General features: G+C 70.4%; 24 protein-coding genes. 10 read left to right on the forward strand and 14 right to left on the reverse strand.

The window, feature by feature from the left end; all coding sequences use genetic code 11:
* Positions 1-53: 53 nt before the first annotated feature.
* From BM290_RS33365 to BM290_RS33390, 6 genes are all read right to left on the reverse strand, one after another.
* Positions 54-788, reverse strand: coding sequence for a gamma-glutamyl-gamma-aminobutyrate hydrolase family protein (locus BM290_RS33365; RefSeq protein WP_093619900.1), 735 nt, complete (start codon positions 786-788; stop codon positions 54-56).
* Positions 773-1,486: a gamma-glutamyl-gamma-aminobutyrate hydrolase family protein gene (locus BM290_RS33370; protein ID WP_093619901.1), complete on the reverse strand. Its 714-nt coding sequence runs from the start codon at positions 1,484-1,486 to the stop codon at positions 773-775. Before BM290_RS33370 ends, BM290_RS33365 begins: the two co-directional genes overlap by 16 nt.
* A gap of 171 nt (positions 1,487-1,657) precedes the next feature.
* A complete protein-coding gene (locus tag BM290_RS33375) occupies positions 1,658-2,422 on the reverse strand; it encodes a 3-oxoacyl-ACP reductase (protein WP_093619902.1) in 765 nt (254 codons plus the stop codon).
* Positions 2,423-3,784, reverse strand: coding sequence for an aldehyde dehydrogenase family protein (locus tag BM290_RS33380; RefSeq protein WP_177320003.1), 1,362 nt, complete (start codon positions 3,782-3,784; stop codon positions 2,423-2,425). It abuts the gene before it with no gap.
* A gap of 16 nt (positions 3,785-3,800) precedes the next feature.
* Positions 3,801-5,147, reverse strand: a complete 1,347-nt coding sequence (locus tag BM290_RS33385) for a glutamine synthetase family protein (RefSeq protein WP_093619904.1) — start codon at positions 5,145-5,147, stop codon at positions 3,801-3,803.
* 13 nt (positions 5,148-5,160) lie between these two features.
* Positions 5,161-6,657, reverse strand: a complete 1,497-nt coding sequence (locus tag BM290_RS33390; RefSeq protein WP_093619905.1) for an amino acid permease — start codon at positions 6,655-6,657, stop codon at positions 5,161-5,163.
* Between the two features lie 600 nt (positions 6,658-7,257).
* Between BM290_RS33390 and BM290_RS33395 the strand changes: the two genes are divergently transcribed.
* The 6 genes from BM290_RS33395 to BM290_RS33420 all read left to right on the forward strand — a co-directional run bounded on the left by BM290_RS33395 (position 7,258) and on the right by BM290_RS33420 (position 12,621).
* Entirely contained in the window at positions 7,258-7,593 is a 336-nt protein-coding gene (locus BM290_RS33395) for a MerR family transcriptional regulator (protein WP_093619906.1), read from the forward strand.
* Positions 7,594-7,626: 33 nt separating this feature from the next.
* Positions 7,627-8,868, forward strand: a complete 1,242-nt coding sequence (locus tag BM290_RS33400; RefSeq protein WP_093619907.1) for a sensor histidine kinase — start codon at positions 7,627-7,629, stop codon at positions 8,866-8,868.
* Positions 8,865-9,509 (forward strand): response regulator, encoded by a 645-nt coding sequence (locus tag BM290_RS33405; RefSeq protein WP_093619908.1) that lies wholly within the window; start codon positions 8,865-8,867, stop codon positions 9,507-9,509. The genes BM290_RS33400 and BM290_RS33405 overlap by 4 nt, the downstream gene beginning before the upstream one ends.
* Positions 9,510-9,578: 69 nt before the next feature.
* Positions 9,579-10,472: an ABC transporter ATP-binding protein gene (locus tag BM290_RS33410; RefSeq protein WP_093619990.1), complete on the forward strand. Its 894-nt coding sequence runs from the start codon at positions 9,579-9,581 to the stop codon at positions 10,470-10,472.
* Positions 10,469-11,536 carry an ABC transporter permease gene (locus BM290_RS33415; RefSeq protein ID WP_093619909.1) on the forward strand — a complete coding sequence of 356 codons (1,068 nt, stop codon included), beginning with the start codon at positions 10,469-10,471 and terminating at the stop codon, positions 11,534-11,536. Before BM290_RS33410 ends, BM290_RS33415 begins: the two co-directional genes overlap by 4 nt.
* Before the next feature lie 116 nt (positions 11,537-11,652).
* Positions 11,653-12,621 carry an LLM class F420-dependent oxidoreductase gene (locus BM290_RS33420; protein ID WP_093619910.1) on the forward strand — a complete coding sequence of 323 codons (969 nt, stop codon included), beginning with the start codon at positions 11,653-11,655 and terminating at the stop codon, positions 12,619-12,621.
* 71 nt (positions 12,622-12,692) lie between these two features.
* Here the strand turns inward: BM290_RS33420 and BM290_RS33425 are convergent, their stop codons facing one another.
* Positions 12,693-14,675, reverse strand: a complete 1,983-nt coding sequence (locus BM290_RS33425) for a hybrid sensor histidine kinase/response regulator (protein ID WP_093619911.1) — start codon at positions 14,673-14,675, stop codon at positions 12,693-12,695.
* A 170-nt stretch (positions 14,676-14,845) separates the two neighbouring features.
* Positions 14,846-15,457 (reverse strand): PadR family transcriptional regulator, encoded by a 612-nt coding sequence (locus BM290_RS33430; RefSeq protein WP_093619912.1) that lies wholly within the window; start codon positions 15,455-15,457, stop codon positions 14,846-14,848.
* 123 nt (positions 15,458-15,580) lie between these two features.
* On the opposite strand from BM290_RS33430, the gene BM290_RS33435 reads away from it, so the two are divergent.
* On the forward strand, positions 15,581-16,420 hold the full coding sequence (locus BM290_RS33435) for a GNAT family N-acetyltransferase (RefSeq protein ID WP_093619913.1): 840 nt from the start codon (positions 15,581-15,583) through the stop codon (positions 16,418-16,420).
* 588 nt (positions 16,421-17,008) lie between these two features.
* Here BM290_RS33435 and ispG read toward each other — a convergent pair.
* From ispG to BM290_RS33455, 4 genes are read right to left on the reverse strand one after another with little or no spacing between them, the layout of a single operon-like run.
* Positions 17,009-18,181, reverse strand: a complete 1,173-nt coding sequence (gene ispG / locus BM290_RS33440) for a flavodoxin-dependent (E)-4-hydroxy-3-methylbut-2-enyl-diphosphate synthase (protein WP_093619914.1) — start codon at positions 18,179-18,181, stop codon at positions 17,009-17,011.
* A 55-nt stretch (positions 18,182-18,236) separates the two neighbouring features.
* Positions 18,237-19,508, reverse strand: a complete 1,272-nt coding sequence (locus tag BM290_RS33445; protein WP_093619915.1) for a M50 family metallopeptidase — start codon at positions 19,506-19,508, stop codon at positions 18,237-18,239.
* The gene (dxr, locus tag BM290_RS33450; RefSeq protein WP_093619916.1) at positions 19,508-20,716 is read right to left on the reverse strand and encodes a 1-deoxy-D-xylulose-5-phosphate reductoisomerase; all 1,209 of its coding nucleotides are present in this window, start codon (positions 20,714-20,716) and stop codon (positions 19,508-19,510) included. Before dxr ends, BM290_RS33445 begins: the two co-directional genes overlap by 1 nt.
* Before the next feature lie 28 nt (positions 20,717-20,744).
* The gene (locus BM290_RS33455; protein ID WP_093619917.1) at positions 20,745-21,227 is read right to left on the reverse strand and encodes a hypothetical protein; all 483 of its coding nucleotides are present in this window, start codon (positions 21,225-21,227) and stop codon (positions 20,745-20,747) included.
* 74 nt (positions 21,228-21,301) lie between these two features.
* Between BM290_RS33455 and BM290_RS33460 the strand changes: the two genes are divergently transcribed.
* Entirely contained in the window at positions 21,302-22,105 is an 804-nt protein-coding gene (locus BM290_RS33460; protein WP_093619991.1) for a YhjD/YihY/BrkB family envelope integrity protein, read from the forward strand.
* Positions 22,106-22,116: 11 nt separating this feature from the next.
* Positions 22,117-23,670, forward strand: coding sequence for a phytoene desaturase family protein (locus tag BM290_RS33465; RefSeq protein ID WP_093619918.1), 1,554 nt, complete (start codon positions 22,117-22,119; stop codon positions 23,668-23,670).
* Here BM290_RS33465 and BM290_RS33470 read toward each other — a convergent pair.
* Entirely contained in the window at positions 23,667-25,217 is a 1,551-nt protein-coding gene (locus BM290_RS33470; RefSeq protein WP_093619919.1) for a Rieske 2Fe-2S domain-containing protein, read from the reverse strand. The two genes, BM290_RS33465 and BM290_RS33470, sit on opposite strands and share 4 nt — an antisense overlap.
* A gap of 143 nt (positions 25,218-25,360) precedes the next feature.
* Between BM290_RS33470 and BM290_RS33475 the strand changes: the two genes are divergently transcribed.
* Positions 25,361-25,600, forward strand: a complete 240-nt coding sequence (locus tag BM290_RS33475) for a DUF2631 domain-containing protein (protein ID WP_093619920.1) — start codon at positions 25,361-25,363, stop codon at positions 25,598-25,600.
* Positions 25,601-25,654: 54 nt separating this feature from the next.
* Here the strand turns inward: BM290_RS33475 and BM290_RS33480 are convergent, their stop codons facing one another.
* Positions 25,655-26,938 carry a DivIVA domain-containing protein gene (locus BM290_RS33480; RefSeq protein ID WP_093619921.1) on the reverse strand — a complete coding sequence of 428 codons (1,284 nt, stop codon included), beginning with the start codon at positions 26,936-26,938 and terminating at the stop codon, positions 25,655-25,657.
* Positions 26,939-26,945 lie beyond the last annotated feature (7 nt).

The following is a 26,945-nucleotide window of genomic DNA, read 5'->3' on the forward strand; positions in this document are numbered from 1 at the left end:
CCGGACCGGTGTTCCCGCTCGTCAGGCCGCGGCCGCGCGGGCCGGCGCGCCGGTCAGGCGGCCACCGCGCGGGCCCGTGCCGAGGCCTCCGCCAGCGCGGCGAAGGCGCGCAGGTCGGAGGTGCGCTCGGGGTGCCACTGCACGCCGAGGGCGAAGGACCGGCCGGGATGCTCGACGATCTCGATGACCTGGTCGTCGGGGCACCAGCCGACCGGCAGGAACTCACCCGGATCGGCGATCGCCTGATGGTGGAACGAGTTCACCGTCAGGGTGCGCCCGAACAGGCGGTGTGCCGCGCTGCCCTCCTCGACGACCACGTCGTGCCGGCCGTAGTCGGAGGCGCCCGCGGCGAGCGGGTCGGTGCCGGCCGCGGCCCGGTGGCGCTCGTGCCCGACCAGGTCGGGCAGGTGCTGGTGCAGGGAGCCGCCGGTGGCCACGGCCATCAGCTGCATGCCCCGGCAGACGCCGAGCATCGGCAGGCCGGCCTCCAGGGCGGCGCGCATCAGCATCAGCTCGGAGGTGTCCCGGACCGTGTCGACCTCGGTGGCCGGGTGCCGCGGGGCGCCCCAGTTCGCCGGGTCGATGTCGCCGCCGCCGCAGAAGACGATGCCGTCCAGCGATTCGAGCACGTCGGTGCCCGGGTCGTCCGGGGTGATCAGGACGGCCCGGCCGCCGGTGGCGTGCACCGCCTTCACGTAGTTCATCGGCAGCATCGCGGCCATCAGGTCGTTGCGGCCGTGGTGGATCTGTTCGGCGTAGGCGGTGAGTCCGATCAGCGGTCTGCGCATGCTTGCGTGAGCTCCTTCGACGCCGCCGCCACCAGGGCTCCGAAGAGCCGCCGGTCCCGGCTCACCTCCGGATGCCACTGGACACCGAGCACGAAACGTCGCTCCGGGTCCTCGACCACTTCGGGAAGGCCGTCGGTGGCCCGCCCGGTCACGGTCAGCGAGCCCGGGTCGGCGACGCCCTGGTGGTGGAAGCAGTTGATGGTCAGGTCGTCGCCCATCAGAGCGGCGATCCTGCTTTCCGGGTCGAGCAGCACCTGCTGCGACCCGTAGACGCCCGGCCCGGGACGGTGCTTCTCGTGGCCGAGCGTGTCGGGCAGATGCTGGTGCAGGGTCCCGCCGGCGACGACGGTGAGCAGCTGCATGCCGCGGCAGACACCGAGGATCGGCAGGTCCCGGTCGAGGGCGCCGCGCAGCAGGGTCAGCTCCCCGGCGTCCCGATCGGGCTGGGCGACGGTGTACGGGCCGGGCTCCTGGCCGTACAGCGAGGGGTGCAGGTCGGCGCCGCCGGCCAGCAGCAGGCCGTCGATCCGGTCGAGCACGTCCGCGTCGAGGTCGTCCGGCGGCAGCACCACCGCGCGGCCACCGGCGAGCCGGACCGCCTCGGTGTAGTCGTGCGGCACCAGCGCGGTCGGGAGATCGGTCCAGACGCCCCAGCTGGCGGGCAGCACATAGGACGTTATGCCGATGATCGGACGCATCGCACCACCGTAGTCACAGGCGCGCGGCGCCGGTGAACCGACGCCGCGTCACGGGCCCATCTGTCCCACCTACACGGGGATCTGACCCGTACGGGCGGGGATTCGACCCCTTGCACCTTTGTTGAGCTGGTGTTAGGGGTTTCCATCCCCACCGTAGCGGGTCGGTAAACCTCACAGCGGAGTTACGTACGCTCCGGTGATGCCGCCGTCGACGACGAACTGCGACGCCGTCATGAAGGAGGCGTCGTCGCTCGCCAGGAACGCGACGGCGGCGGCGATCTCGTCCGGTTCGGCGAAGCGGCCCATCGGCACGTGCACCAGCCGGCGGGCGGCCCGCTCCGGGTCCTTGGCGAACAGCTCCATCAGCAGCGGGGTGGCCACCGGGCCGGGGCAGAGCGCGTTGATCCGGATGCCCTCGCGGGCGAACTGCACGCCCAGCTCCCGGGTCATCGCGAGCACACCGCCCTTGCTGGCGGTGTAGGCGATCTGCGAGGTGGCCGCGCCGAGCAGGGCGACGAACGACGCGGTGTTGATGATCGAGCCCTTGCCCTGCCGCTGCATGTGCGGGATGGCGTACTTGCAGCAGAAGAAGACGCTCGTGGTGTTGACCTTGAGGACGCGCTCCCACGCGTCCAGGCCGGTGACCAGGATCGAGTCGTCGTCGGGCGGTGAGATGCCGGCGTTGTTGAAGGCGATGTCGACCCGCCCGTGCCGTTCCGCGACGCCGTCGAAGAGGGCCTTGACCTGCTCCTCGTCGCTGACGTCACAGGCCACGAACTCGCCGCCGACCTCCTCGGCCACGGCCTTGCCCGCGTCCTCGGAGATGTCCACGGCGACGACCTTGGCGCCCTCCGCGGCGAACCGCCGGGCGGTGGCCAGACCGATACCGCTGCCGGCGCCGGTGATCACGGCGACCCGATCCTGTAGACGTTCCACTTATTCTCCCGTAGCCAGGAACACGTTCTTCACGTCGGTGAAGGACAGCAATGCGTCCGGGCCCAGCTCGCGGCCGAGACCGGACTGTTTCATGCCACCGAACGGCGTCCAGTAGCGCACCGAGGAGTTGCTGTTGACGCTCAACGCGCCGGTCTCCACCGCCCGCGAGACCCGGAGCGCGCGGCCCACGTCCCGGGTCCAGATCGAGCCGGACAGACCGTACTCGGTGTCGTTGGCCAGCTCGATCGCCTCGGCCTCGTCCCGGAACGGCAGCACGCTGACCACCGGCCCGAAGATCTCCTCACGCCAGTGCCGGTCGCCGGCCGACGAGGCCAGCAGCACCGTCGGCGGGAACCACCAGCCACCGCGCTCGGGCGCGGAGCCGCGGAACGCCACGTCGGCGCCGTCCAGGTAGGACGCGACCGAGCTGCGCTGCCCGGACGAGATCAGCGGGCCCATCTCGGCCGACTCGTCGGACGGGTCCAGCACCCGGAAGTCCCGGACGGCCGGCTCCAGCAGCCCCAGGAACCGGTCGTAGACCGAGGCCTCGACGAGCAGCCGGGACCGCGCGCAGCAGTCCTGGCCGGCGTTGTCGAAGACGGCGCCCGGAGCGGCCGCGGCGGCGGCTTCCAGATCGGCGTCCGCGAAGATCACGTTGGCGCTCTTGCCGCCCAGCTCCAGGGTCACTCGTTTCACCTGGCCGGCGCAGCCCGCCATGATCGACTTGCCGACCTCGGTGGAGCCGGTGAAGCAGACCTTGCGGACCGCCGGGTGGGTGACGAACCGCTGCCCCACCACACTGCCCTTGCCCGGCACCACCTGGAACACGTTCTCCGGCAGCCCCGCCTCCAGCGCCAGCTCGCCGAGCCGGATCGCGGTCAGCGGCGTCAGCTCGGCCGGTTTCAGCACCACCGTGTTGCCGGCCGCCAGCGCGGGCGCGAAACCCCAGCCGGCGATCGGCATCGGGAAGTTCCACGGCACGATGATGCCGACCACGCCGAGCGGCTCGTGGAAGGTCACGTCGACACCGCCGGCCACCGGGATCTGCCGCCCGGACAGCCGCTCCGGCGCTCCGGCGTAGTAGTTCAGCACGTCCCGGACGTTGCCGGCCTCCCACCGGGCGTTGCCGATGGTGTGACCGGCGTTGCGCACCTCCAGCTGTGCAAGGTCCTCGATGTTCTCCTCGACCACCGTCGCGAAGCGCCGCAGCAGCCTGGCACGGTCCCCGGGCGACACCCTCCGCCACTCACCGAAGGCCTTCCGGGCACGGTCGATGGCGGCATCGGTCTCTTCCAACCCCAGCGACGGTACGGTCGTGAAGACCTCGCCCGTCGACGGGTTGATCACCTCTGTAGTCCCCACGCCAAGATCCTCACACTCAGAGGCGCTCGAATCCACGGCGCAACTCCCAATCGGTCACCGCCGCGTCGTAGGCCGCCAGCTCCACCCGCCCCATGTTCGCGTAATGGGCCACCACGTCCGCCCCGAACGCGGTTTCCGCCACCGAACTGGCCGCCCAGAGCTCGGTCGCCGTACGCAGGGTCCCCGGCACCCGCTCGGCGGTCTCGTCCTGGTACGCGTTGCCGGCGAACTCGGGCTCCAGCGGCAGCTCGTTCTCGATGCCGTGCAGCGCGCCGGCGACCAGGGCGGCGATCGCCAGGTACGGGTTGACGTCCCCGCCCGGCACCCGGTTCTCCACCCGCATGCCCTGCCCGTGCCCGGCGATCCGCAGCGCACAGGTCCGGTTGTCGACGCCCCAGCGCAGCGCGGTCGGCGCGAACGACCCCGGCTGGTACCGCTTGTACGAGTTGATGTTCGGCGCGAAGAGCAGGCTGAACTCCCGCATGGTGGCGAGCAGGCCGGCCAGCACCCGCTGCCCGGTCTCGCTCAGGTGCGCGGGGCCGTCGCCGAGCATCGCCGACCGCCCGTTCTCGTCGCGCAGCGAGAAGTGGATGTGGCAGGAGTTGCCCTCCCGCTCGTTGGGCTTGGCCATGAAGGTCAGCGCCATGCCCTCCTGGGCGGCGATCTCCTTCGCGCCGTTCTTGTAGATCACGTGGTTGTCGGCGCTGGTCAGCGCGTCGGCGTAGCGGAACGCGATCTCGTGCTGGCCGTAGTTGCACTCGCCCTTGGCGCTCTCCGGGATCAAACCGGCGCCGTACATCTCGTTGCGGATCCGGCGCAGCAGCGGCTCGACCCGGGCGGTGCCGAGCAGCGAGTAGTCCACGTTGTACTGGTTGGCCGGGACCAGATCGCGGTAATTCTTGGTGAACGCCTGCTCGTAGCTGTCCTTGTAGAGGACGAACTCCAGTTCGGTGCCGGCGTACGCGGTCAGCCCGTGCGCCGCCAGCCGGTCGAGCTGGCGGCGCAGGATCTGCCGGGGTGACGCGAGCACCGGCTGCCCGGCGGTGTCGAGCAGGTCGGCGAGGACCAGCGCGGTGCCGGGCTGCCACGGGACCCGGCGCAGCGTGCTGAAGTCGGGCTTCATCACGAAGTCGCCGTAACCGGTGGACCAGGAGGACATGTCGTACCCGTCGACGGTGTTCATGTCCACGTCGACGGCGAGCAGGTAGTTGCATCCCTCGCTGCCGCCGGACACCACCTCGTCCAGGAAATACCGTCCGTGCAGCCGCTTGCCCTGCAGCCGGCCCTGCATGTCGGTCAGGGCCAGGAGCACGGTGTCGATGCTGCCGTTGTCGACGGAGACGTCGAGTTCCTCGAGATCCATGTGTTCAGTCCTATCAGTCGACGGACTCGCCGTGGGCGGCCTTCTCCAGGAGGTTCTGCTTCGGGCCGGTGAACCAGTTGCGGGCGCTCGCGAACCACCAGATCGCGGCCGCGCCGAGCACCACCGCCACGGCGACGATCGTGTAGTTGAACGTCTCGGCGGTGATCGGGCTGCCGGGCGGCAGGACGAAGAGCACGCAGATGATCCCTACCCAGACGATCGCGATCCAGCCCACCGGCGCGCTCCACTTCCCGAGATTCCACGGGCCGGGCTGGAAGTCCGGGTTGAGCCGGCGCAGCAGCACCGGGCCGACATAGGCGATGTAGAGGCCGATGACCGCGATCGAGGTGGCCGCGAAGTAGGCGACCGTGTTCCAGAGCGACGGCAGGACCAGGAGGGTGGACAGGCCCACGCAGAGCCAGATGGAGTTGGTGGGCGTACCCGTGCGGGGATTGACCTTCTTCCAGATCCGCGATCCGGGGATCGCATCGTCACGGGCGAAGGCGTAGGACATCCGGGAGTTGGCGGTGACCGACGCCATGCCGCAGAACCACTGCGCCACCATGCAGATGAAGAGCAGGAACACCCCGGTGTCGTGGCCGGCCGCGTCGATGAAGATCTGCGCCGGCGGCAGGCCCAGGTCGGTGCCGAGCGCGCCCTCGTAGTCCTGGATGGACCAGGTGATGGCGACCAGCAGGACGAAACCGGCGATCACCGAGACGACCACCGACATCACGATGCCGCGGGGCGCGGCGTTGGCGGCGTCGTGGGTCTCCTCGGCGACGTGCGCGGAGGCGTCGTAGCCGGTGTACGTGTACTGCGCCATCAGCAGGCCCATCAGCACCGCGTAGACGCCCGCCCCGGCGAAGGTGAACCCGGTCGCGTTGTAGACCTCGGTGAACACCTCGGAGAACGGCTTGTGCTGGTCGGGCACGACGGCGAGCACCCCGACGATCACCGCGACGCCGGCCAGGTGCCACCAGGCGCTCACGTCGGAGAGCACCCGCACCAGGTTGACGCCGAAGGTGTTCAGCAGACCGTGCACGACGATGATGACCAGGAAGATCAGGAACGTCGAGGTCGCCGTCACCTCCAGGCCGAAGGTCAGGCTGAAGAACGCCGCCGTGGTGATCGCCGCGCCGAAGTCGATGGCCGCTGTCACCGCGACCTCGCCGAGGAAGTTGAACCAGCCGATGAACCAGGCCCAGGCGGGTTTGTTCTTCCTGGCCAGCGCGGCGGCCCACCAGTAGAGCGCGCCCGCGGTCGGGTAGGCCGAGCAGACCTCCGCCATGGCCAGCGCCACGAAGGTCACCATGATGCCGACGAAGAGCCAGCCGAGGGTGATCGCGACCGGTCCACCGGCCTTCATGGCGATGCCGTACGAGGTGATCGCCCCGGCCAGGATCGAGATGATCGAGAACGAGACGGCGAAGTTGGAGAAGCCGGAGAGCCGGCGGTGGAGTTCCTGTTTGTAGCCGAGTTGGGCGAGTCTTTCCTCGTCGGTGCTCATCGGGATGCCCCCTACACACGAAGGACTGTGACCTGAGCCACTGCTCGGGTCATGATCGCTCCGCCGTGTTACGACAGTCAATGCACAGCGTTAATTGCGTTGCCGCGGATGAGTCCTGAGGCGATCCTTGACGAGAGCGATCCCTCGGCCGGATCGACTGTGGACACCTCTCCGCCGGCGGCGGTGCGGGGCGCGGTCACCTCTCTCTTCCTCAGCGCCCGTCCCGCACCGCCGCCGCACCACTCCTTCATCAACTACTTCGTCAACGAAAGAGTTTTCGCAGCTCGGAAAGCCTTTCGTTGAAAAAATCTACAGCGGCGACACTAGAAATTTCGCCGCAGGCGGCCTACATTTGGGTTGTCGGTCACGGCCGACAAGCAACTGGCACTGTCGCTGAGTTGGAGAAGGAGGACGAGATACCGCAGCAACGCGTAATCACGACGTCCCCGGCCCGACAAGAGGTGATCGCAGCCGATGCCCATCACTCTGGTCGACTGCTAGCGGCACGCAGCCGGTCGACCACATGCGCCGGCAGAGTCCGGCACCAGAATTGAAAAGCCAGGGCCCCGGTTACCCGCCGGGGCCCTGGACTATGGCTTGATGGACACCATGGACCGTGACAGTCCGGTGTTCAGCATGGGCCGCGCCGCCGAGACGCTCGGGGTGACGGCCGCCTTCCTGCGCAGCCTCGACGAGGCTGGCCTGATCGAGCCGGAGCGCTCGGCCGGTGGCCACCGCCGCTACTCCCGTCACCAGCTCGACCTCGCCGCCCGCGTCCGGCTGCTGCTCGACCAGGGTTTCCTCCTCGCCGCCGCCTGCCGGATAGTCACGCTGGAGGACCGTCTCGAGTCCGCCCACCGGCACATCCGTGAGCTGGGCGGCACGATCACCCCCGACCAGGACGCGAGCATCCCCACACAGACCCGGCGCGACTGAGCCGCAGTTGCGGGTCCGTGGGATGGTCTGCCCATGCCATCGGTGAACCTCGACGACTGGGTGCGGCCCGGCCCGACCGCGGCACAGCGGCGCACCGACGTGTGGATCGGGCTGGCCGTCGCCGCCGTCGCCGTCGCCAACCTCTTCATCACCCGCCACGTCCGGACGGTGGACCCCGCCGACGTCGCGCCCCTGCCCGAGCAGGTCGCCTGGGTGCTGGCCCTCACGCTGCCGCTCACCCTGCGCCGGGCGTACCCCGATGTGGTCGCCGTCTTCATCGGCGCCGCCTTCATCGCCGGCCAGGTCCGCGGCCTGCAGGAGCAGCAGGTCACCATCGGCGCGCTGTTCGCGGCGATCTACGCCCTCGGGGCCTGGGGCCGCAACCGGGACCGGGCCCGCGTCCTGCGGCTCGTCATCATCGGCGCGATGTTCGTCTGGCTCGTCGTCGGCTACCTCTTCCTCTCCGACCAGATCGGCGGGCCAGCCCAGAAGGCGTCCGTGGCGTTCAACTGGTTCGTGGTCAACTCGGCGTTCTTCGCGTTCGGCTACCTGATGGGCGACGCCGCCTGGCAGCACGTGCGGCGCAGTCACGACCTGGAGGAGCAGGCCGCCGAGCTGCGGGCCACCCAGGAGCTCGCCGCCGAGCGGGCCGTCCTCGGCGAGCGGGTCCGGATCGCCCGGGAGCTGCACGACGTCGTCGCCCACCACGTGTCGGTGATGGGCATCCAGGCGTCCGCGTGCCGCCGCGCCCTCGACAAGGACCCGGCCCGCGCCCGGACCGCCCTCACCGCGATCGAGGAGGGCGCCCGCACCGCCGTCGACGAGCTGCGCCGCATGCTCGGCGCGCTCCGGGCCACCTCCGCCTCCACGGACGACGTGGTGCCGAACGCCGGCGTCGACCGGCTCGAGGAGATCACCGACCGGGCCCGGGAGGCCGGGCTGACCGTCCGGTACGCCGTCTACGGCGACCCGGTGCCGCTGCCGGAGTCGCTGTCCCAGGCCGCGTACCGGATCGTCCAGGAGGCGGTGACGAACACGCTCAAGCACGCGCACGCCCGGGTGCTCGACGTCCGGGTCCGCTACCTCAGCGGGGAGCTGGAACTCGACGTCACCGACGACGGCCGGGGCGGGTCCTCGTCGGCCGGTGGCATGGGCCTGGTCGGGATGCGGGAGCGGGTGGCGGTGCACGACGGCGCCCTGGAGCACGGTCCGCATCCGGACGGCGGCTACCGGGTGCGGGCGCGGTTCCCGTACCCGGCGGGGGTGGCCCGATGAGCCTCACCGTCCTGCTCGCCGACGACCACCAGCTGGTCCGGACCGGCTTCCGGGTCATCCTCGAGATGGAGGACGACATCACCGTCGTCGGCGAGGCCGCCGACGGCGCCGGGGCGGTCGAGATGGCCCTGCGCCTGCGGCCCGACGTGGTGCTGATGGACGTCGAGATGCCCGGCGTGGACGGTCTCGAAGCGACCCGCCGGATCGCCGCCGAGGGCGGCCCGTCGGTGCTGATCCTGACCACCTTCGACCGCGACGACTACCTGTTCGCGGCGTTGCGGGCCGGCGCCAGCGGATTCCTGCTCAAGAACGGCACCCCGGAGGCCCTGACCGAGGCGGTACGGGTGGTCGCCGCCGGTGAGGCGCTGCTCGCCCCGGCCGTCACCCGCCGGGTCATCTCCACGTTCACCACGCCGAACGCCACCGGCGTACGCCTGGACCAGCTGACCCCCCGCGAGCACGAGGTGCTGGTCCTGCTCGCCGGGGGCGCCACCAACGCGGAGATCGCGACCACCCTGCGGCTCGGCGAGACCACGGTGAAGACGCACGTCAGCCGGGTCCTCATGAAGATCGGCGCCCGCGACCGGACCCAGGCCGTCGTCCTGGCGTACGAGCTGGGGGTGGTCCGTCCCGGAGGGTGAGGGTCCTTCTGGAGGAGGACCCCCGCGCGCCGGACGACACGGCATCGACCGGCATCTAGCGTCATGGTCATGACAACCGTCCTGAACGTGGAGGCCGTGAACCGGTCCTTCGGGGATCGGCAGGTCCTGAAAGACGTGTCGTTCACGGTGGACTCCGGCCGGCTCACCGGCTTCGTCGGCGCGAACGGCGCCGGCAAGACCACCACCATGCGGATCATCCTGGGGGTGCTCGCCGCCGACACCGGCACGGTGACCTGGCGTGGCAACCCGATCAGCAAGAACGACCGGCAGCTGTTCGGCTACATGCCGGAGGAGCGCGGGCTCTACCCGAAGATGACCGTCGGCGAGCAGGTCGTCTACCTCGGACGGCTGCACGGGCTGAGCGCCGCCGACGCCAAACGCCGTACCACCGCCCTGCTGGAACGCCTGGAGCTGGCCGAGCGGGCCGGCGACCCGGTGGAGAAGCTGTCGCTCGGCAACCAGCAGCGGGCCCAGATCGCCGCGGCGCTGGTCCACGACCCCGAGCTGCTGGTCCTCGACGAGCCGTTCTCCGGCCTCGACCCGATCGCGGTGGAGACCGTGCTGGCCGTGCTCCGCGAGCGGGCTCGCACCGGCGCCGCCGTTCTCTTCTCCAGCCACCAGCTGGAGCTGGTCGAGCGTCTCTGCGACGACCTGGTGATCATCGCGGACGGCACGGTCCGCGCCGCCGGTTCCCGGGCCGGCCTGCGGGAGCAGCACGCGCTGCCCCGCTTCCGGATCGAGGTGGACGGGGACGCCGGCTGGCTGCGCGACGAGCCCGGCGTGACGCTGCTCGAACTCGACGGCGCGCAGGCCGTCTTCGACCTGACCGCCGGAGCCGACGAGCAGGCGGTGCTGCGGGCCGCGCTCGGCCGTGGCCCGGTCCGCGCGTTCGGCCCGGTCCGCCCCTCGCTCGCCGAGATCTTCCGAGAGGTGATCCAGTGACCACGCTCCAGGCCGCCCGGCTGGTCTTCGGCCGCGAGATCCGCGCCAAGCTCCGGGACAAGGCGTTCATCTTCAGCACGGTGTCGTTCCTGGTCGTGCTGATCGCGTCGATCGCGATCCCGGCCATGCTCAACAGCGGCCCGACGAAGGTGGCGGTGGTCGACAGCGCCGCCGTCGCGCCGCTGCGCGCCGCTCAGCTGGACGTCCGTGAGATCGCCGACCCGGCCGCCGCCGAACGGCTGCTCCGGGACGGCGAGGTGGACGCCGTGGTGCTGCCCGGCCCCAAGGTGGTGGCCATGGAGGACGCGCCGAGCGAGGTGCTCAACGCGCTGAGCACCGTCCCGCCGGTCGAGCTGCTCGACCCGCCCCCGTTCGACGAGTTCATCGCGATCTTCGTACCGCTGGCCCTGGCCATGCTCTGCTACATCACGTCCCTGCTCTTCGGCCTGCAGATCGCGCAGAGCGTGGTCGAGGAGAAGCAGACCCGGATCGTCGAGATCCTGGTCGCCACCATCCCGGCCCGGGCCCTGCTCGCCGGCAAGATCGCCGCGATGACCACGCTGGCCTTCGCCCAGATCGCGCTGCTCTCGGTGATCGCGTTGGTCGGGACCACGGTCGCCGACCTGGACGCCGGGGTGATCAGCGCGCTCCGGCCCGCGCTCGGCTGGTTCCTGCCGTTCTTCATCCTCGGCTTCGTCATGCTGGCCACCCTGTGGGCGGCGGTCGGCGCGCTGGCGGCCCGGCAGGAGGATCTGGGCAGCACCTCCGGCACGGTGCAGATGGCGGTGCTCATCCCGTTCTTCGCGGTGCTCTTCCTGCGCGACAACTCGACGGCGCTGACCGCTCTGTCGTACTTCCCGCTCTCCTCCCCGATGGCCATGCCGATCCGCATCTTCGAGAACAGCGCGGCCGCCTGGGAGCCGTTCCTGGCGCTGGCGGTCCTGGCCCTGAGCGCGGCGGGCATGCTCGTCATCGGCGCCCGGATCTACCACGGCTCGCTGCTGCGGACCAACGGCAAGACCTCGTTCGCCACCGCCTGGCGGACCCGCGTCACCACCGGCTGACCCCGCCGGATCAGTGCTTCGCCGGAGGATCGTGGGATATCCCGCACCTCCGGCGAAGTGTTGGACATCACGCCGATGCGCCCGGCAGGATCAGGGGCATGTCGATGCGATGGGGCATGACCGTGCCGTTCGGCGGCGTTCCGCTCTCCGAGCACGCCGCCGTCTTCTCGGCGCTGGCCGATGCGGGTTTCACCGACGCCTGGTCGGCCGAGGTCGCCGGCGCCGACGGGTTCACCCCGCTGACGCTGGCCGCCGCCTGGGAGCCGCGGCTGCGCCTGGGCACGGCGATCGCGCCGGCCTTCACCCGCGGGCCAGGCCTGCTGGCGATGACGGCGGGCGCGCTGGCCGAGGCGGCGCCCGGCCGGTTCCAGCTCGGCATCGGCGCGTCCTCCCCGGTGGTCGTCGGCGACTGGAACGCTGTCGACTTCGAGCGGCCCTTCGCCCGCAGCCGCGACGTCCTCCGGTTCGTCCGGGCCGCCCTCGCCGGCGAGCTGGTCGACGGCGACTTCGACACGTTCTCGGTGCGCCGGTTCCGGCTCGAGCGCCCGCCCGCGATCCCGCCGCAGATCATGCTGGCCGCGCTCCGCCCCGGCATGCTGCGCCTCGCCGCCGCCGAGGCCGACGGGGTGATCCTCAACTGGCTCTCCCCCGCCGACGTGGCCACCGCCCTCGCCGAGACCAAGGAGGCGGCGGCCGGCTTCGAGGTGGCCGCCCGGATCTTCATGGTCCCGACCGAGGACGCCGCGTATGCCCGTACGATCGGCCGCCGTATGATCACCGCCTACCTGACGGTGCCCGCCTACGCCGCCTTCCACCGCTGGCTGGGCCGCGAGGAGCAACTCGCCCCGATGTGGCAGGCCTGGCAGTCCGGCGACCGCAAGGGCGCGCTGGCCGCGATCCCGGACACGCTGGTCGACGAGCTGATCGTGCACGGTTCCCCGGCCGAGTGCCGCGCCCGGGTGCAGGCCTACGCCGACGCCGGAGTGACCGTCCCGATCATGGCCCTGACCCCGACTCCCGAGCTGGAACGCGGCGGCCTCCCCGCCCTCCTCGCCCTGATAGCGGCCCTGGGCCACCCCTCCTGACCCAGCCGGCAGCCGGCTCTCAGAGCTGCGGGACACCCGCCGAACAGCCCTCCACGACCGGCTGGGCCGGTTCAGGCTCGGTCCAGGGCCTCGCGGAGGCGTTCGAGCAGTTCGGCCTGGGCGAACGGCTTGGTGATCAGGATGGTGTTGGGTTCGAGGGTGCTCTCGCCGGTGATGAACGGCTGGGCATAACCGGACATGAAGACGACCGGGAGGCCCGGACGGGCGTCCCGGACATGTTCGGCGAGCTGACGGCCGTGCATGTGCGGCATGATCACGTCGGTGAGCAGCAGGTCGATGTGCTGGGCCGCATCCTGCACGATCTTGAGGGCTTCCGGGCCGCCGCCGGCGCTGACGACGTGGTATCCGTTGCGCGTGAGGATGCGTTCGGTGACGGCGCGCAGGGCCTCCTCGTCCTCGACGATCAGGATCGTCTCGCCGCCGCGTTGCAGCTGGGCGGGCCCGGCGGGCGTGCTGACCGCGGCGGGCAGCTCCTGGGTGACCGGCAGCAGAGCGGCCACCACGGTGCCGGCGCCGACAGTGGACTGCACCGTGGCGTACCCACCGGCCTGGGTGATGATGCCGTAGACGGTGGCCAGGCCCAGCCCCGTGCCCTCACCGGGCGGCTTGGTGGTGAAGAACGGCTCGAAGACACGTTCCAGCACATCGGGCGGGATGCCGGTGCCGGTGTCGGCGACCCGCAGGCGTACGTACCGGCCGGCGGGCACGGGCGGCCGCATCCGGGCCGCCTCGTCGGCGGCGAGTTCCTGGTTGCCGGTGTGGACGGTGAGGGTGCCACCGCCGGGCATCGCGTCGCGCGCGTTGACGGCGAGGTTGACCAGCACCTGTTCGATCTGGCCGGGGTCGGCGAGGACGGGCCAGAGCCGCGGCTCCAGGTCGGCGTGCAGCTGGATGTGCTCGCCGAGCGTACGCAGCAGGAGTTGCTCCACCTCGCGGATCACCACATTGAGATCGAGGACCCGGGGGCGGACCACCTCGCGGCGGCCGAAGGCGAGCAACTGGTGGGTGAGCTCGGTGGCCCGGCGGCCGGCCCGCAGCACCTGCTGCAGGTCGCGGGAGGCCTGCGGCCAGGCGCTGTCCGGGTCGGCGTCGGCGGCCTCCTGGATCTGCTCGGCGACGAAGCCGGTGTAGTTGAGCATCACCGCGAGCAGGTTGTTGAAGTCGTGGGCGACGCCGCCGGCCAGCTGTCCGAGGCTCTCCAGGCGCTGGGACTGCTGGAGCTGGGCTTCGAGGCGCTCCCGCTCGGCGGCGGCGGCGAGGCGTTCCCGCTCCGCTTCCAGGCGCTGGCGTTCGGCCTGGGCCTCGATGCGATCGCTGACGTCGCGGATGGCGGCCGAGACGATCAGCCCGTCCTCGGTCTCCAGCGCGGAGAGGCTGATCTCGGCGGGGAACTCGCTGCCGTCCCGGCGACGCGCGCGCAGGGCTGCCCCCGAGCCCATCGGCCGGGGCCTCGGGTCGGCGAAGTAGCGGTGCCGCAGGTCCGGATGCCGGGCCCGGGCGGACTCCGGGACGAGCGCCTCGATCGGCTGGCCCATGAGCTCGCTGCGCTCGTACCCGAAAAGCCTCTCGGCCTGGGCGTTGACGAGGGTGATCCGGCCGTCGGCGGCGACACCGACGATCGCGTCGGGCGCGGCCTCCAGCAGGCCCTGGAACTTCGCCTCCCGGCGGATCCGGTCGCTGACGTCGCGGACGGCGGCGACGATCATGCCGCCGGACGCGAGGGCGGAGAGGGAGATCTCGGCGGGAAATTCGCTGCCGTCGCGGCGCCGGGCAGTGAGCGGGACGCCGGCGCCCATCGGGCGAGGACGAAGATCACGGAGGTACGCCCGGCGATGTCCCGGATGACGACCCCGGAACCGCTCCGGAACCAGCAGTTCGATCGACTGCCCGATGAGGTCGGCGCGCTCGTAGCCGAACATCCGCACGGTCTGCGCGTTGACGACCTCGATGCGCCCCTCCCGGTCGACCGCGATGATCGCATCGGGCGCGGCCTCCAGGAGCCCGTTGATCACGGCGTCGGAGGGTTCGCTCAACTCCGCTACCTCGCCCCCGTCTGCCGCCGCTACGCCAGCATCATCGAGGGTAGGTCGCCACGGAACCGTCGGTGCGGGGTTTGGGCAGGTCCAGGAACCGCAGGGCACGCCCGGCCGGACGTGTCCCGCGGTGAGCCTCCACGCCGATCGGATCCGGCGTGACGGCGGCGTCACTCGCTTTCGGCGAGGATCGCGTACAGCTTGCGCTTGGTCTCGTTGAGCACCTCGAGCGCCCGCTGGCGCTGCTCCGGGGTGCCGCTGAAACCGACCTGCTTGAGAGCGCCCATGATGCCGACCGCCGCATCGCGGAAATCCTGCACCTGGGACATGGTGTCGGCGCCGATCTGGGACCACGGCGGGTTCTCCGCAGCGGCCTCGGCCTCCGGCCGGCCGTCCTCGGTGAGCCGGTAGCTCTTCCGGCCGCCCTCGGCGGTGACCTCGATGAGGCCCTCGTCCTCGAGCAGCTGCAGGGTCGGGTAGACCGAGCCGGGGCTGGGCCGCCAGATGCCGCCGGTCCGCGAGTCGAGCTCCTGGATCATCTCGTAGCCGTGCATCGGCCGCTCGACCAGGAGCGCGAGGATCGCGGGACGGACATTCTGCCGGCCGCCGCGGCCACCGCGCCGTGCGCCGGGCCGCCCGAACTCGGGCGGCGGGAAGCCGGGGCCGCCCGGGCCGCCGGGACCCCCGAAGGGAAATCCGGGCGGGAAGCCGAACCCGCGCCTGCGGAACTCGCCGTGCCACCCGTGTCCACCGTGTCCGCGCTCTCCATGCATGTGCCTCATGATCTTCTCCGTTCTGTCGTCGATAGTTAGACGATATATCGGCAACGTGTCGTCGGCAAGGGTTTCTGGGATCGCGGGGTTGCGACACGTGTCGACGGCCCGCTATCTGGCAATGTGGTACCTGTGTTGACGGTGCCCATTCGCCAGCTCGGGGAGCCCGAGCGCGCGGCCGTCGAGCGGATCCTCGACGCCGATCCCTATGCGGGTGCCCAGATCGCGGAGCGCGTGGCAGCCCACGGGCTGAACTGGTGGCGGTCCGACGGGCGGATCTACGGCTATGAGCCGCGCCGCCAGGTCGAGTCGATCATCTGGTCCGGGGCGCACCTGGTGCCGGTCGGCGCGACACCGCCGGCCACCGCCGCCTTCGCCGACCTGCTCGGCGCCGAGCCCCGCATCTGCTCGTCGATCATCGGCCGCTCGGAGGCGGTGCTCGACCTGTGGGACCGGCTCGGCGGCAACTGGGGCCCGGCCCGTGACGTGCGGCCGCATCAGCCGCTGCTGGTGACCGACCGCGACTCGGCGGTCCGCCCCGATCCGGCGGTCCGGCTGGTCCGTGCCAGCGAGGTCGATCAGCTTTTCCCGGCCGCCGTGGCGATGTACACCGAGGAGGTCGGCGTCTCCCCCATGCAGGACGACGGCGGCCGAGGCTACCGCCGCCGGATAGCCGATCTGGTGAAAGCGAAACGCGCCTACGCCCGCTTCGACGGCGACCTGGTCGTCTTCAAGGCGGAGCTGGCCATCGTCACCCGCCGGACCACCCAGGTCCAGGGAGTCTGGGTCCACCCGAGCTACCGGGGCCGAGGCTTGGCCACAGCAGCCATGGCCGCGGTGGTGGCCGACGCCCTACGCCGTGTGGCCCCCACCGTGAGCCTCTACGTGAACGACTACAACACAGCAGCCCGCCACGTATACGCAAACTGCGGCTTCACCTCAGCCGGCAGCTTCGCCACAGTCCTCTTCTAAGAACAAAAACGCAAGAACCGCAAGGCCCTAAGGACCCGCCAGGAACCGCAGAACCGCAACCACCCCTCGTAGTCCCCGGCCGCACGTACTCACTACGACCCCATCCCCCGTAGTTTCCCAGTGCGCCCGTAGCCACAGAACGGCCAGCAAAACGCCGCCGGTGACGGGGCATCCGATTTGCCGACGCCCAGCGGGGTTTGCTGGGTGGCGGGAAATCGGCTGCCCCGTCACCGGGTAAAAGGCGTTTTGCCGCGAAGCGAAGCGAAGCAATCAAACACAGCCGGCGACCATCCCGGATACCGCATCCCACCGGGCGACCGACCCGGCCACCGCACCCCACCGGGCGACCGACCCAGCCACCGCAGCCCACCAGGCAACCGACCCGGCCACCCCAAGCCACCAGGCGACCGACCCGACGTAACCGGCCCAGCCACCGCAGCCCACCAGGTCACCACAGCCCGCCGGGCAAGCAATCCAGCCACCGCAAGCCAACCGGGTAACCGACCCGACTACCGCACCCCACGCGACCAACCGCCCGACTACCGCAAGCCAGCTGGGCAACCGCCCCGACTACCGCGACCACCAACCTCAGTGCACGGTAACCGTAGGCCCGGGAAGCAGCTCCCGAAGCTCGTCAGGAAGCTCAGCCCCCATCTCATCGGCCAGCCGGAGCGCTTCCTCGACAAGCGTCTCCACGATGATCGACTCCGGAACGGTCTTGATGACCTTCCCCTTGACGAAGATCTGCCCCTTGCCGTTGCCCGAAGCCACGCCGAGGTCAGCCTCACGAGCCTCTCCGGGCCCGTTCACCACACACCCCATGACAGCCACTCGCAGCGGAACCGGGAATCCGTCAAGCGCCGCCGTAACCTGCTCGGCGAGCGTGTAGACGTCAACCTGGGCACGCCCGCACGACGGGCAGGACACGATCTCCAGCCCTCGCTCCCGGAGCCCGAGCGACTCGAGGATCTGGTTGCCGACTTTGATCTCCTCAACCGGCGGAGCGGACAGCGAGACCCGGATCGTGTCGCCGATGCCTTCAGCGAGCAGGGCGCCGAACGCGACCGAGCTCTTGATGGTCCCCTGGAACGCCGGCCCCGCCTCGGTGACCCCGAGGTGCAGCGGGTAGTCGCACTGCTCAGCAAGCTGCCGATAGGCCCGGATCATGACGACCGGGTCGTTGTGCTTGACCGAGATCTTGATGTCGCGGAAGCCGTGCTCCTCGAAGAGCGAGCACTCCCAGAGCGCCGACTCGACGAGCGCCTCGGCGGTGGCCTTGCCGTATTTCTCCAGGAGACGCTTGTCGAGGGAGCCGGCGTTGACACCGATGCGGATCGGGATGCCGGCGTCGGAGGCCGCCTTGGCGATCTCTTTCACCTTGTCGTCGAACTGCCGGATGTTGCCCGGGTTGACCCGGACCGCGGCACAGCCGGCGTCGATCGCGGCGAACACGTACTTCGGCTGGAAGTGGATGTCGGCGATGACGGGAAGCTGCGACTTCTTGGCGATGGCGGGCAGCGCCTCGACGTCGTCCTGGGAGGGGACGGCGACCCGGACGATCTGGCAGCCGGCCGCGGTGAGCTCGGCGATCTGCTGGAGGGTGGAGTTGACGTCCGAGGTGAGGGTGGTCGTCATCGACTGGACGCTGATCGGGGCGCCGCCGCCGACCAGCACTCCCCCGACGTTGATCTGGCGGCTCTGCCGGCGCGGAGCCAGGGGCGGTGGGGGTACCGCAGGCATTCCGAGACTGATCGCGGTCATTGGGGGTTGCTCCCGGCCTTCCGTGGTACGTGGATGAGGTGAGCCCGTACCGAGCTCACGGGAAGATCGTAATGGGGTTGATGATGTCAGCGGTCGCCGTCAAGAGGGTGAACGCGCCACCGATCAGGATGACCGCGTACGTCAACGGCATGAGCTTGTAGTAGTCCACCCGGCCCGGATCGGGTCGCCGGAGCACGCGGTACAGCCGGGAGCGCAGCGCCTCGAACCAGGCGATGGCGATGTGCCCGCCGTCGACCGGCAGCAGTGGCAGCAGGTTGAACAGGCCGATGAACACGTTCAGCGAGATGAAGACGCCCCAGAAGACCTCGGGCACGCCTTTCTCCAGGGCCTCGCCGCCGATCCGGCTGGCGCCGATGACGCTGATCGGGGTGTCCGGGTCGCGCTCGTCGCCGGTGATCGAATTCCACAGGGCGGGGATCTTCTCCGGGATGCGCGCCATGGCCCGCATCGAGTTCTCGACGAGGAACCAGTTGTACTCACCGGAGGCCGGGATCGCGCTGAGGGCGTTGTAGTGGACGACCGCCGGCAGGTCGGTGGTCCAGCTGATGCCGGCCACGGCGACCGTGGAGATCGGGCCGGACGGGTCGTCGATCGGGCGCCGCTCGGCCGGGATCAGGTTGACGGTGGCCTGGGCCGGCTGACCGGCACGCGTGTACTCGAAGACGGTCGGGCCGGGTGTCGCGGCCCGGATGGCGTCGGTGAGCTGCCCGTAGTTGGCGACCGGGGTGGCGCCGACCTTGGTGATCACGTCTCCGGTCTTCAGGCCCGCGGCCGAGGCCGGCCCCGCGGCGGCGCTCCCCACACCGACCTTGCAGTCGGTGGCGGTGGTGGCGGTGGGGTCGCTGAGCGAGGTCCGGAGGCAGTCGGCCACGCGAATCTGCGCGGGCGCGGCCCGCTCCTCGGCGCCGGTGCGCGGAAGATCCATGTTCGGCAGGCCGATGGCCCACGCCATCGCCCAGGCGCCGATCAGGGCGAGCATGAAGTGGGTGATCGAGCCGGCGGCCATCACGACGGTCCGCTTCCAGACCGGGAACCGCCACATGGCGCGGTGCTGGTCCTCCGGGGCGACGTCGTCGTCCTGCGGCGTCATCCCGACGATCTTGCAGAAGCCGCCGAGCGGGATGAGCTTCAAACCGTACTCGGTCTCACCGCGGTGGAACGAGAAGATGGTCGGGCCGAAGCCGACGAAGTACTTCGTGACCTTCATCCCGAAGCGCTTGCCGGTGATCATGTGACCCAGCTCGTGCAGGCTCACCGAGATCAGAATCGTCAGCGCGAAGGCTGCGCACCCCAGCCAGAACAGCATCAGGCTCCTTCAGCCATGGTCTCGATGGTCCGCTGGGCCTGGGCACGGGCCCATGCTTCCGCGGCAAGCACGTCCTCGACGGTACCCGGATCGGCGAAATCCGGGGCCACTGCCAGCACCTGTTCCAGTGTGTCGACGATGCCCAGAAAAGGTAGCCGACCGGAGACGAAAGCGGCCACACACTCCTCGTTGGCGGCGTTGTAGATCGCGGGCCGGCAGCGCCCCGCACGGCCGGCCTGTTTCGCCAGCTCCACCGCGGGAAACGCCTCGTGGTCGAGGGGGCGCAGCTCCCAGTTGTGGGCCTGGGTCCAGTCCACCGCGGCGGCGGCGCCGGGCACCCGCTCCGGCCAGGCCAGCGCGAGCGCGATGGGCAGCCGCATGTCCGGCGGGCTGGCCTGGGCGAGGGTCGACCCGTCGGTGAACTCGACCAGGGAGTGCAGGACCGACTGGGGGTGGACCATCACCTCGATGTCGTCATACGGCACCCCGAACAGCTCGTGCGCCTCGATCACCTCGAGCGCCTTGTTGACCATGGTGGCCGAGTTGATCGTGACGACCGGCCCCATGTCCCAGGTGGGGTGCTTGAGCGCCTCCTCGGGTGTGACGTTCGTCAGCTCCTCGCGCCGCCGCCCGCGGAACGCGCCGCCGCTGGCCGTGAGCACCAGCCGCCGGACCTCGGCCGCCGTGCCGCCGCGCAGGCACTGGGCGAGCGCCGAGTGCTCCGAGTCGACCGGGACGATCTGCCCCTCCTTGGCGATCCGCCGGACCAGCGGCCCACCGGCGACCAGGGACTCCTTGTTGGCCAGCGCGAGGATCCGGCCGGACTCCAGGGCGGCCAGGGTGGGCGCCAGGCCGAGGCTGCCGACCACGCCGTTGAGGACCACGTCACAGGGCCAGCGGGCGAGCTCGGCCATCGCGTCCGGCCCGGCCACGATCTTGGGGAGTTTGAAGTCGCCGGTCGCCCAGCCGCGTTTCTGGGCCTCGGCGTAGAAGGCGAGCTGCAGGTCCTGGGTGACCGACGAGCGGGCCACGCCGACCACCTCGACGCCCAGTTCGAGGGCTTGGGCGGCGAGCAGCGCGACGTTGCCGCCGCCCGCGCCGAGGGCCACCACCCGGAACCGGTCCGGGTTGCGCCGGACGATGTCGATGGCCTGGGTGCCGATGGACCCGGTGGAGCCGAGCAGTACGAGGTCACGCATACCGCCCATTGTCGCGGACGACCGGAGCGGGCGGCTCTCAGGACCGGACGTGCGCCCGCACGTAGCCGGTGACCTCGGAGGCCGTCTCCGGCGGCAGCCCACCGGTCGGGATCGCGGAGAAGCCGCTCTGCCCGGTCCGGGCGATGAGCAGGCCGGGCGCCTCGTCGAGGCGGTCGACGGCGATCCAGCGGACGAAGAACTCGGTCAGGTCGTTCGTCATCCGGACGCCCTGGTCGTCGATGCGGTACTCGGTCGGGCGGCTGAGCATCCCCTGGATCCTCGCGACCACGACGCGGACCGTGATCTCCGGCACCAGCAGGATGCAGACCAGGCCGAAGAGCACCGTGAAGATCCGCAGGAGGAGCTCGTCGTCGAGCGAGAAGACCAGCCCGAACACGATCAGCACCGCGCCGCCCAGCCGGAGGAGCCGGAGCTGCCCGCGCAGGAACCACCGGATCGAGACGACGAGCTGCTGCCGGGTCGGGTGCGCGGAGAACGAGAAGACCGTTTCGGTGTCCACGAATGCGAGATCATAGTGATCCGCGGTATCGATCGGGGTACCTGATCGGCGTGCGAAGGGTGATCACGGCGCTGATGCGGCCGCTCCGCGGTAAGGACGTCGCGCTGCACGCCGCCGCGATCACCTTCTACAGCGGCATCGCGGTGGTTCCGGTGGCTCTGCTGGCGATCTGGCTGACCGGGCTGGTGGTGGGCGCGGAGCGCGTACGCCAATTGACCGGAAGGACCCTCGCGGCGCTGCCGGCGGAGATCGGCGCGCCCGGCGCGCTGGCCGCCCTGATCGATGCCGGGCTGGCTCTGACGCCGACGTTCGCGCTGGCCAGCCTGCTTCCGGCGACGTTGTACGGCGAGGGCCTGCGCCGCGCGTTCGCCTCGATCGCGAGGCCCGGCGAGAGGCTGGTCGGCTGGCGGGGCCGGCTGCTCTGGCTGCCGCTGCTGGCGGCCGCCCCGGCTCTGCTGTTGTCGCTGCTGCTGGCGCTGCCGACGACGAGCGGCCTGTGGGTTCGCGGCGGCTGGTGGTCGGTGCTGGGCGTGGTGCTGTCGTTCCTGGCGATCTGGCTGCTGCTGACCCCGGTGGTGGTCTGGGTGTTCCGCTACGTGGCGCCGGGCCGCCCGCCGTGGCTCGCGACGATCCTGATCGGCTCGTTCACGGCCGCCAACCTGTCCGGGTTCCTGCACGGGGCGGTGCTGTTCAGTTCGCTGCCGCTGGATCTGGGGGTGCCGTTCGGCGGGCTGACCGAGGTGGGCGCGGCGGTGGCGATCGGCCTGTGGCTCTACCTGTTCCACGTGGTGCTGCTCACCGGTTTCGCGGCGACCCGCGCCGTCGAGCCGCGATTCTCGGATGTTTCGACGAGGTCACCGAGCGCGATCAGGAGATAACCTCGCGAACCATGACCCCCATTCCGGACCGTGCCGACGTGGTGATCATCGGAGCCGGTCACAACGCCCTCGTCTCCGCGATCCTGCTCTCCCGCGCCGGGCTCGACGTCGTCGTGCTCGAGGCCGCGGGCGTGATCGGCGGCGCCACCCGCACCGAACACCCCTTCCCCAAGGTGCCCGGCCTCGGCCAGTCGACCGGCTCCTACCTGCTCGGGCTGATGCCGCCGGAGCTGCTGCGGACCCTCGACGTGGACATTCCGGTGCTGCGGCGCGATCCGCACTACTTCCTGCCCGGTGTCGGGGCCGGTTCGCCGTACCTGCTCTTCGGCAGTGACGGCGCGGCCAACCGCGCGCAGCTCAGCGACCGTGACGCCAAGGCCGACGAGGCGCTCGCGGTGGAGATCGGCGCGCTGCGCGCCGATCTCGCGCCGGCCTGGCTGGAGGAGCCGGCGCCGGTGGAGGAGATCGCCGACCGGCACATCCGGCCGCAGCTGCAGAGCACGTTCCTCGATCTGGTCCGCGGTTCGGTCGCCGGCTACCTGGGCCGTTTCGGGTTCGCGAGTGAGCTGCTCGTCGCGATGTACGCGGTGACCGACGGCCTGTCCGGGCTCAACGCCGGGCCGGACGATCCGGGGACCGGGCACAACTTCCTGGTGCACAACATGTGCCGGCTGCCCGGTTCGGACGGGACCTGGCTGATCGCCGAGGGCGGCATGGGCACCGTGTCGCGGACCTTCGCCGACGCGGCGCAGGCGTCCGGGGCGCGGATCTTCACGGATGCGCGGGTGACGTCGGTCACCGTCGACGGCGGGGCGGCCAGCGGGGTCGTGCTGGCGGATGGACGGTCGGTCGGTGCCCGGGTCGTTCTCGGCGGCTGTGACCCGTACCAATTGATGGGTCTTGTCCCTGATGGGGTTTTGCCCGCGGAGCTGACCGGGCGGATGGCGGCGGTGAAGCGGACCGGCAGCACGCTCAAGGTCAACCTGGCGCTGCGGGACCTGCCGCGCTTCGACTGCCTGCCGCCCGGCGCGCCGTCGCCGTTCGGCTCGACCATCCACCTGCTGCCCGGCGAGGGTTCGCCGATGGCCAACCTGCGCGGCATGTGGGCGGACGTGCAGGCCGGTGTCCTGCCGGCCGAGCCGACCATCGAGTGGTACCTGCACACCACCGTCGACCCGTCGCTGCGCGACGAGGCCGGACATCATTCCTCGGCGTTGTTCGTGCAGTCTGTCCCCTTCGAGCCGTCTGGCACATCGTGGGACAAAGAGCTTCCGGGGTACGTCGACAGGCTGCTCGCCATCTGTGACAGATATGCGCCCGGCACCTCGGATCTGGTCGCCGACGTGTTCCCGCTCACGCCGCCGGGGATCGAGCAGCACTTCGGGATCACCGGTGGGCACATCCACCACGTCGACAACACTGTCGCGTTCGACAAGCGCATGCCGTATTTCACCGGGCTGGACGGGCTCTACCACGGCTCGGCCGGGGCGCACCCGGCCGGCAGTGTGATCGGCGCGGCGGGCCACAACGCGGCCCGCCGCATCCTCAAGGATCTCTCCGTCTAGTTGTTCTTCGTCGCCCTGATCTTGTGGCCGACGCCGGTGAGGCAGCGGCCACTGGGCAGGTCGAATTTCCAGCCGTGCAACTGGCAGGTCAGCACGTTGCCCTCGACGATGCCGAACCGGGACAGGTCGGCCTTCAGGTGGGGGCAACGTCGCTGCACGGTCCAGTCGCCGAACTCGATGTCCTCGGCGTCGACGGCCTTCTCGTGCTCGTCGTACCAACCCTCGGCGTACTGCAGACGCTCCTCGGACAGGCACTTGAAGAACGCGTAGACGAACTCGTTGTACTGCCCGATCCGGGCCGCGGAGAAGCGGCAGGAGAGGAACAGCGAGTTCACCCAGTCGCCCTCGTCGATGAAGATGAGGTGCTCGATCAGCTCCCGCTGGGTCCGGAAGCGGTAGCGGACCTTCTCGTCGGCATACGCCCGGACCTGCTTGCCCGGGAAGTCGACGACGATCGACTCGACCTCGTCGCCGTCGTAGGAGACCAGGTCGAAGCGGACCGGGCCGCCGACGCCCTTGGCCATGTAGATCGACTCCTCGAGGAGAGGCTCGATCCGCTTCTTCAGCTCCTTGAGGACGTCGATCTCCGGGTGCCGCCAGGACGCCTTCTCCGCCTCGATGATCGGGCGTTTGCGCTCCCGCATCTCCTCCAGGTGCGCCCGCTTGTTCGCGAAGAACTCGTCGACCGGCGTCGGATGGGTGGTGTGCTGCCTCGTGCCGCCGTCGGTCAGCTCGGTGACGCTGCCGGGCAGCTGGACGACCGCGTTGGTGCCGCCGACCTTCGCATACTCGCTCAGGAAGACCGACTGGTCGGGGAAGATGTTGCCCTCGTCGCCGTGGATGTCGTTGAACTGCCACAGCTCGTCGTCGAGGAAGCACGGCGGGCCGGCGATCGGGAAGACGAAGTCCGCCTTCAGATCGTCGATGTAGCGCCAGGTGCGGTCGAACTGCCGCTCCCGCTTCTGCTTGCCGAACGCGGTCTTTGCATTCTCCGGCAGCTCGTAGACCATCGGGTACCAGATGGCGCCGGAGAACTGCAGCATGTGCGCGTGCACGTGGCCCAGCTCGTTGAACCGGGTCAGGTCGGCGGGACGGGCGTCGTTCTGGTTCAGAACGCGGATCCCGTCATACTCCACCCACAGCGACGAGTCACCGATCGGGCCGTCGGTCGGGCTGATCAGCGCCTGGATCATCACCTTGAGGCCGCCGTCGAGCTCGTGCACCTCGTCCGACTTCGTCCGCAGGAAGCTGGTGAAGCCCAGCGCCCGCAGCTCGTCCTCCAGCTGCGACGTCGGATACTCCGGCAGCAGGACGGTCGCCTTCTTGCTGATGAACCTCTTCAGGTGCTCCGCGTCGAAGTGGTCCCGGTGCAGGTGGGAGACATACAGGTAGTCGACGTCACCGAGCGTCTCCCAATCGAGCTGTGAATTGTCCGGGAACGGGAACCACGAGGCGAAATACGCCGGATTAACCCACGGATCGCACAGAATGCTGCCGGCAGCGGTGTCGATCCGCATGCTCGCATGGCCGGTGCCCGTGATCCGCACTTGATCGCTCCTCTGCTGACTGCCTTCTAACCGCCACTGCGGTTTTTTGACCGCCTCGAAAGTACAGCCGGGTTGCTGCGCTCCGCCCGTCGACCCCGTGACAGACTGTTTGGCGGTTCAACATCGACTAGGAGGTCGCCACCGTGGCTGCGGAAGAACACCACGAGGAGGTCTACGCGCCCGACCAGCTGAAGCCCGGCAACCGCAAGCGGGCTCAGAAGGGCGCGATCATCTCGGCCGTGATCCTGCTCCTCTTCTTCTGGGGCAACCAGCAGGGCAACACCGAGAAGGTGTGGCTCGTCGTGCTCGCGATCGGCCTCGTCGCCATCATCATCGGCGACGCGATCCTGCGCCGCAGCGGTCTGCGCCCCAACGACCAGTAAGGGTCCCGGACAGCAGAAGAGGGGGCCACGGCCCCCTCTTTCAGCATGTCCTCGTCACCGGCGGCGCAGCAGGATGTCCTTCACCTCGCGCAGCGCGGCGTCGACCTCGGCCTCGAAGTAGCCGTTCGGCACCAGACCGAACTGGAGCATGTCGAGATCGTTCTCGTTCACCGGCATCGGCCCACGGCCGGTCATCGCCTGCAGGATGCCCTCGAACAGCCGGTCCACCTGCATCGGGTCGTAACCGCTGCCGAACCGGCGCGGCTGGAACGTCCGGCGCAGCTGGTCCACCCGGTACAGCTCGCCACCGGGCTCGCCCATCGGCGGGCCGGGCTGCTGTTGCTGAGGCTGCTGCGGGGGCTGGCCGTAACCGCCGCCACCGCCATACGGCGGGCCGCTCATCGGCGCACCCGGCATCGGCGAACCCGGCATGGCCATCGGGGAACCCGGCATCGGCGCGCCCGGCATCTGCTGCCCGTAGCCGCCACGCGGATCGCGGTCCGGCATCCGGATCTCGGCGGTCATGTCGGTCTTGCCGTGCCGGCCGGCCTCGAAGCCGTCGTAGCCACCCTGGTCATACCCACTGGGGTCGTAGCCGGGCGGAGGGCCGGGACGCTGCGGCAGCGGGGAGGGCGGCGGCATCTGCTGGCCGTAGCCGGTCGGCTCGTCATACCGACCATACGGGTCGGGGCCCGACGGGAGCTGCTGTTGCTGCTGGCGCTGCGGCATCTGCGGCGGCATCATCCGGTCGTCGCGCATCGGCGCGGGGAGCCGCTCGGTCGGCGGCGACGCCATCTGGGCCGCCGGGTTCATCCCCGGGGCGCCGGGGCCACCCGGGCCGCCGAAGCCACCGGGACCGCCGGGGCCGCCCCGGCCCGGCATCCCCTGCGGCTGCATGCCGGGGCCGCCGGGCGGGAAGCCACCCTGCTGTCCCTGCGGGAAACCCTGCACCTGGGGGCCGGGACCGGCGGGGCCACGGTCGAAGCCGCCACGGTCGAAGCCCTGGCTCTGGCTCATCGCCGGCGGGCCGGAAACCGAGCCGGCCGTGAGGCCGCTGCGCATCGAGTCGCGCATCGGGTCGACCGGACGGCCACCGCGCTCCTCGAACTCGGCGAGCTGCCGCTCCACCCGGTCGAGGTGCAGGTCGACCTGCCACTCGTCATAGCCGCCGAACCGCACCCGGAAGACGACGTCGTGCACCTCCTGTGCACCGACCGGCGGGCCGACCTGCTCCCCGGCCAGAGTCGCCTCGACCCGGTCCAGGAAGGCGTCGACCTCGTCGACCTTGTAGCCACGCCGCAGCGCACGCCTTCGGAAACGCTGCCCCTGACTCGTCACAACGTCT

The sequence above is a fragment of the Actinoplanes philippinensis genome, from assembly GCF_900113015.1.
Classification (GTDB): domain Bacteria; phylum Actinomycetota; class Actinomycetes; order Mycobacteriales; family Micromonosporaceae; genus Actinoplanes; species Actinoplanes philippinensis.

Coding starts and splice junctions, on each gene's coding strand:
- ispG (WP_093619914.1), bottom strand. CDS start 18,181: ATGACCGCGATCAGTCTCGGAATGCCTGCGGTACCCCCACCGCCCCTG.
- dxr (WP_093619916.1), bottom strand. CDS start 20,716: ATGGGCGGTATGCGTGACCTCGTACTGCTCGGCTCCACCGGGTCCATC.
- BM290_RS33365 (WP_093619900.1), bottom strand. CDS start 788: ATGCGCAGACCGCTGATCGGACTCACCGCCTACGCCGAACAGATCCAC.
- BM290_RS33465 (WP_093619918.1), top strand. CDS start 22,117: ATGACCCCCATTCCGGACCGTGCCGACGTGGTGATCATCGGAGCCGGT.
- BM290_RS33460 (WP_093619991.1), top strand. CDS start 21,302: ATGCGGCCGCTCCGCGGTAAGGACGTCGCGCTGCACGCCGCCGCGATC.
- BM290_RS33390 (WP_093619905.1), bottom strand. CDS start 6,657: ATGAGCACCGACGAGGAAAGACTCGCCCAACTCGGCTACAAACAGGAA.
- BM290_RS33430 (WP_093619912.1), bottom strand. CDS start 15,457: ATGAGGCACATGCATGGAGAGCGCGGACACGGTGGACACGGGTGGCAC.
- BM290_RS33420 (WP_093619910.1), top strand. CDS start 11,653: ATGACCGTGCCGTTCGGCGGCGTTCCGCTCTCCGAGCACGCCGCCGTC.
- BM290_RS33405 (WP_093619908.1), top strand. CDS start 8,865: ATGAGCCTCACCGTCCTGCTCGCCGACGACCACCAGCTGGTCCGGACC.
- BM290_RS33385 (WP_093619904.1), bottom strand. CDS start 5,147: ATGGATCTCGAGGAACTCGACGTCTCCGTCGACAACGGCAGCATCGAC.
- BM290_RS33400 (WP_093619907.1), top strand. CDS start 7,627: ATGCCATCGGTGAACCTCGACGACTGGGTGCGGCCCGGCCCGACCGCG.
- BM290_RS33410 (WP_093619990.1), top strand. CDS start 9,579: ATGACAACCGTCCTGAACGTGGAGGCCGTGAACCGGTCCTTCGGGGAT.
- BM290_RS33395 (WP_093619906.1), top strand. CDS start 7,258: ATGGACACCATGGACCGTGACAGTCCGGTGTTCAGCATGGGCCGCGCC.
- BM290_RS33370 (WP_093619901.1), bottom strand. CDS start 1,486: ATGCGTCCGATCATCGGCATAACGTCCTATGTGCTGCCCGCCAGCTGG.
- BM290_RS33445 (WP_093619915.1), bottom strand. CDS start 19,508: ATGCTGTTCTGGCTGGGGTGCGCAGCCTTCGCGCTGACGATTCTGATC.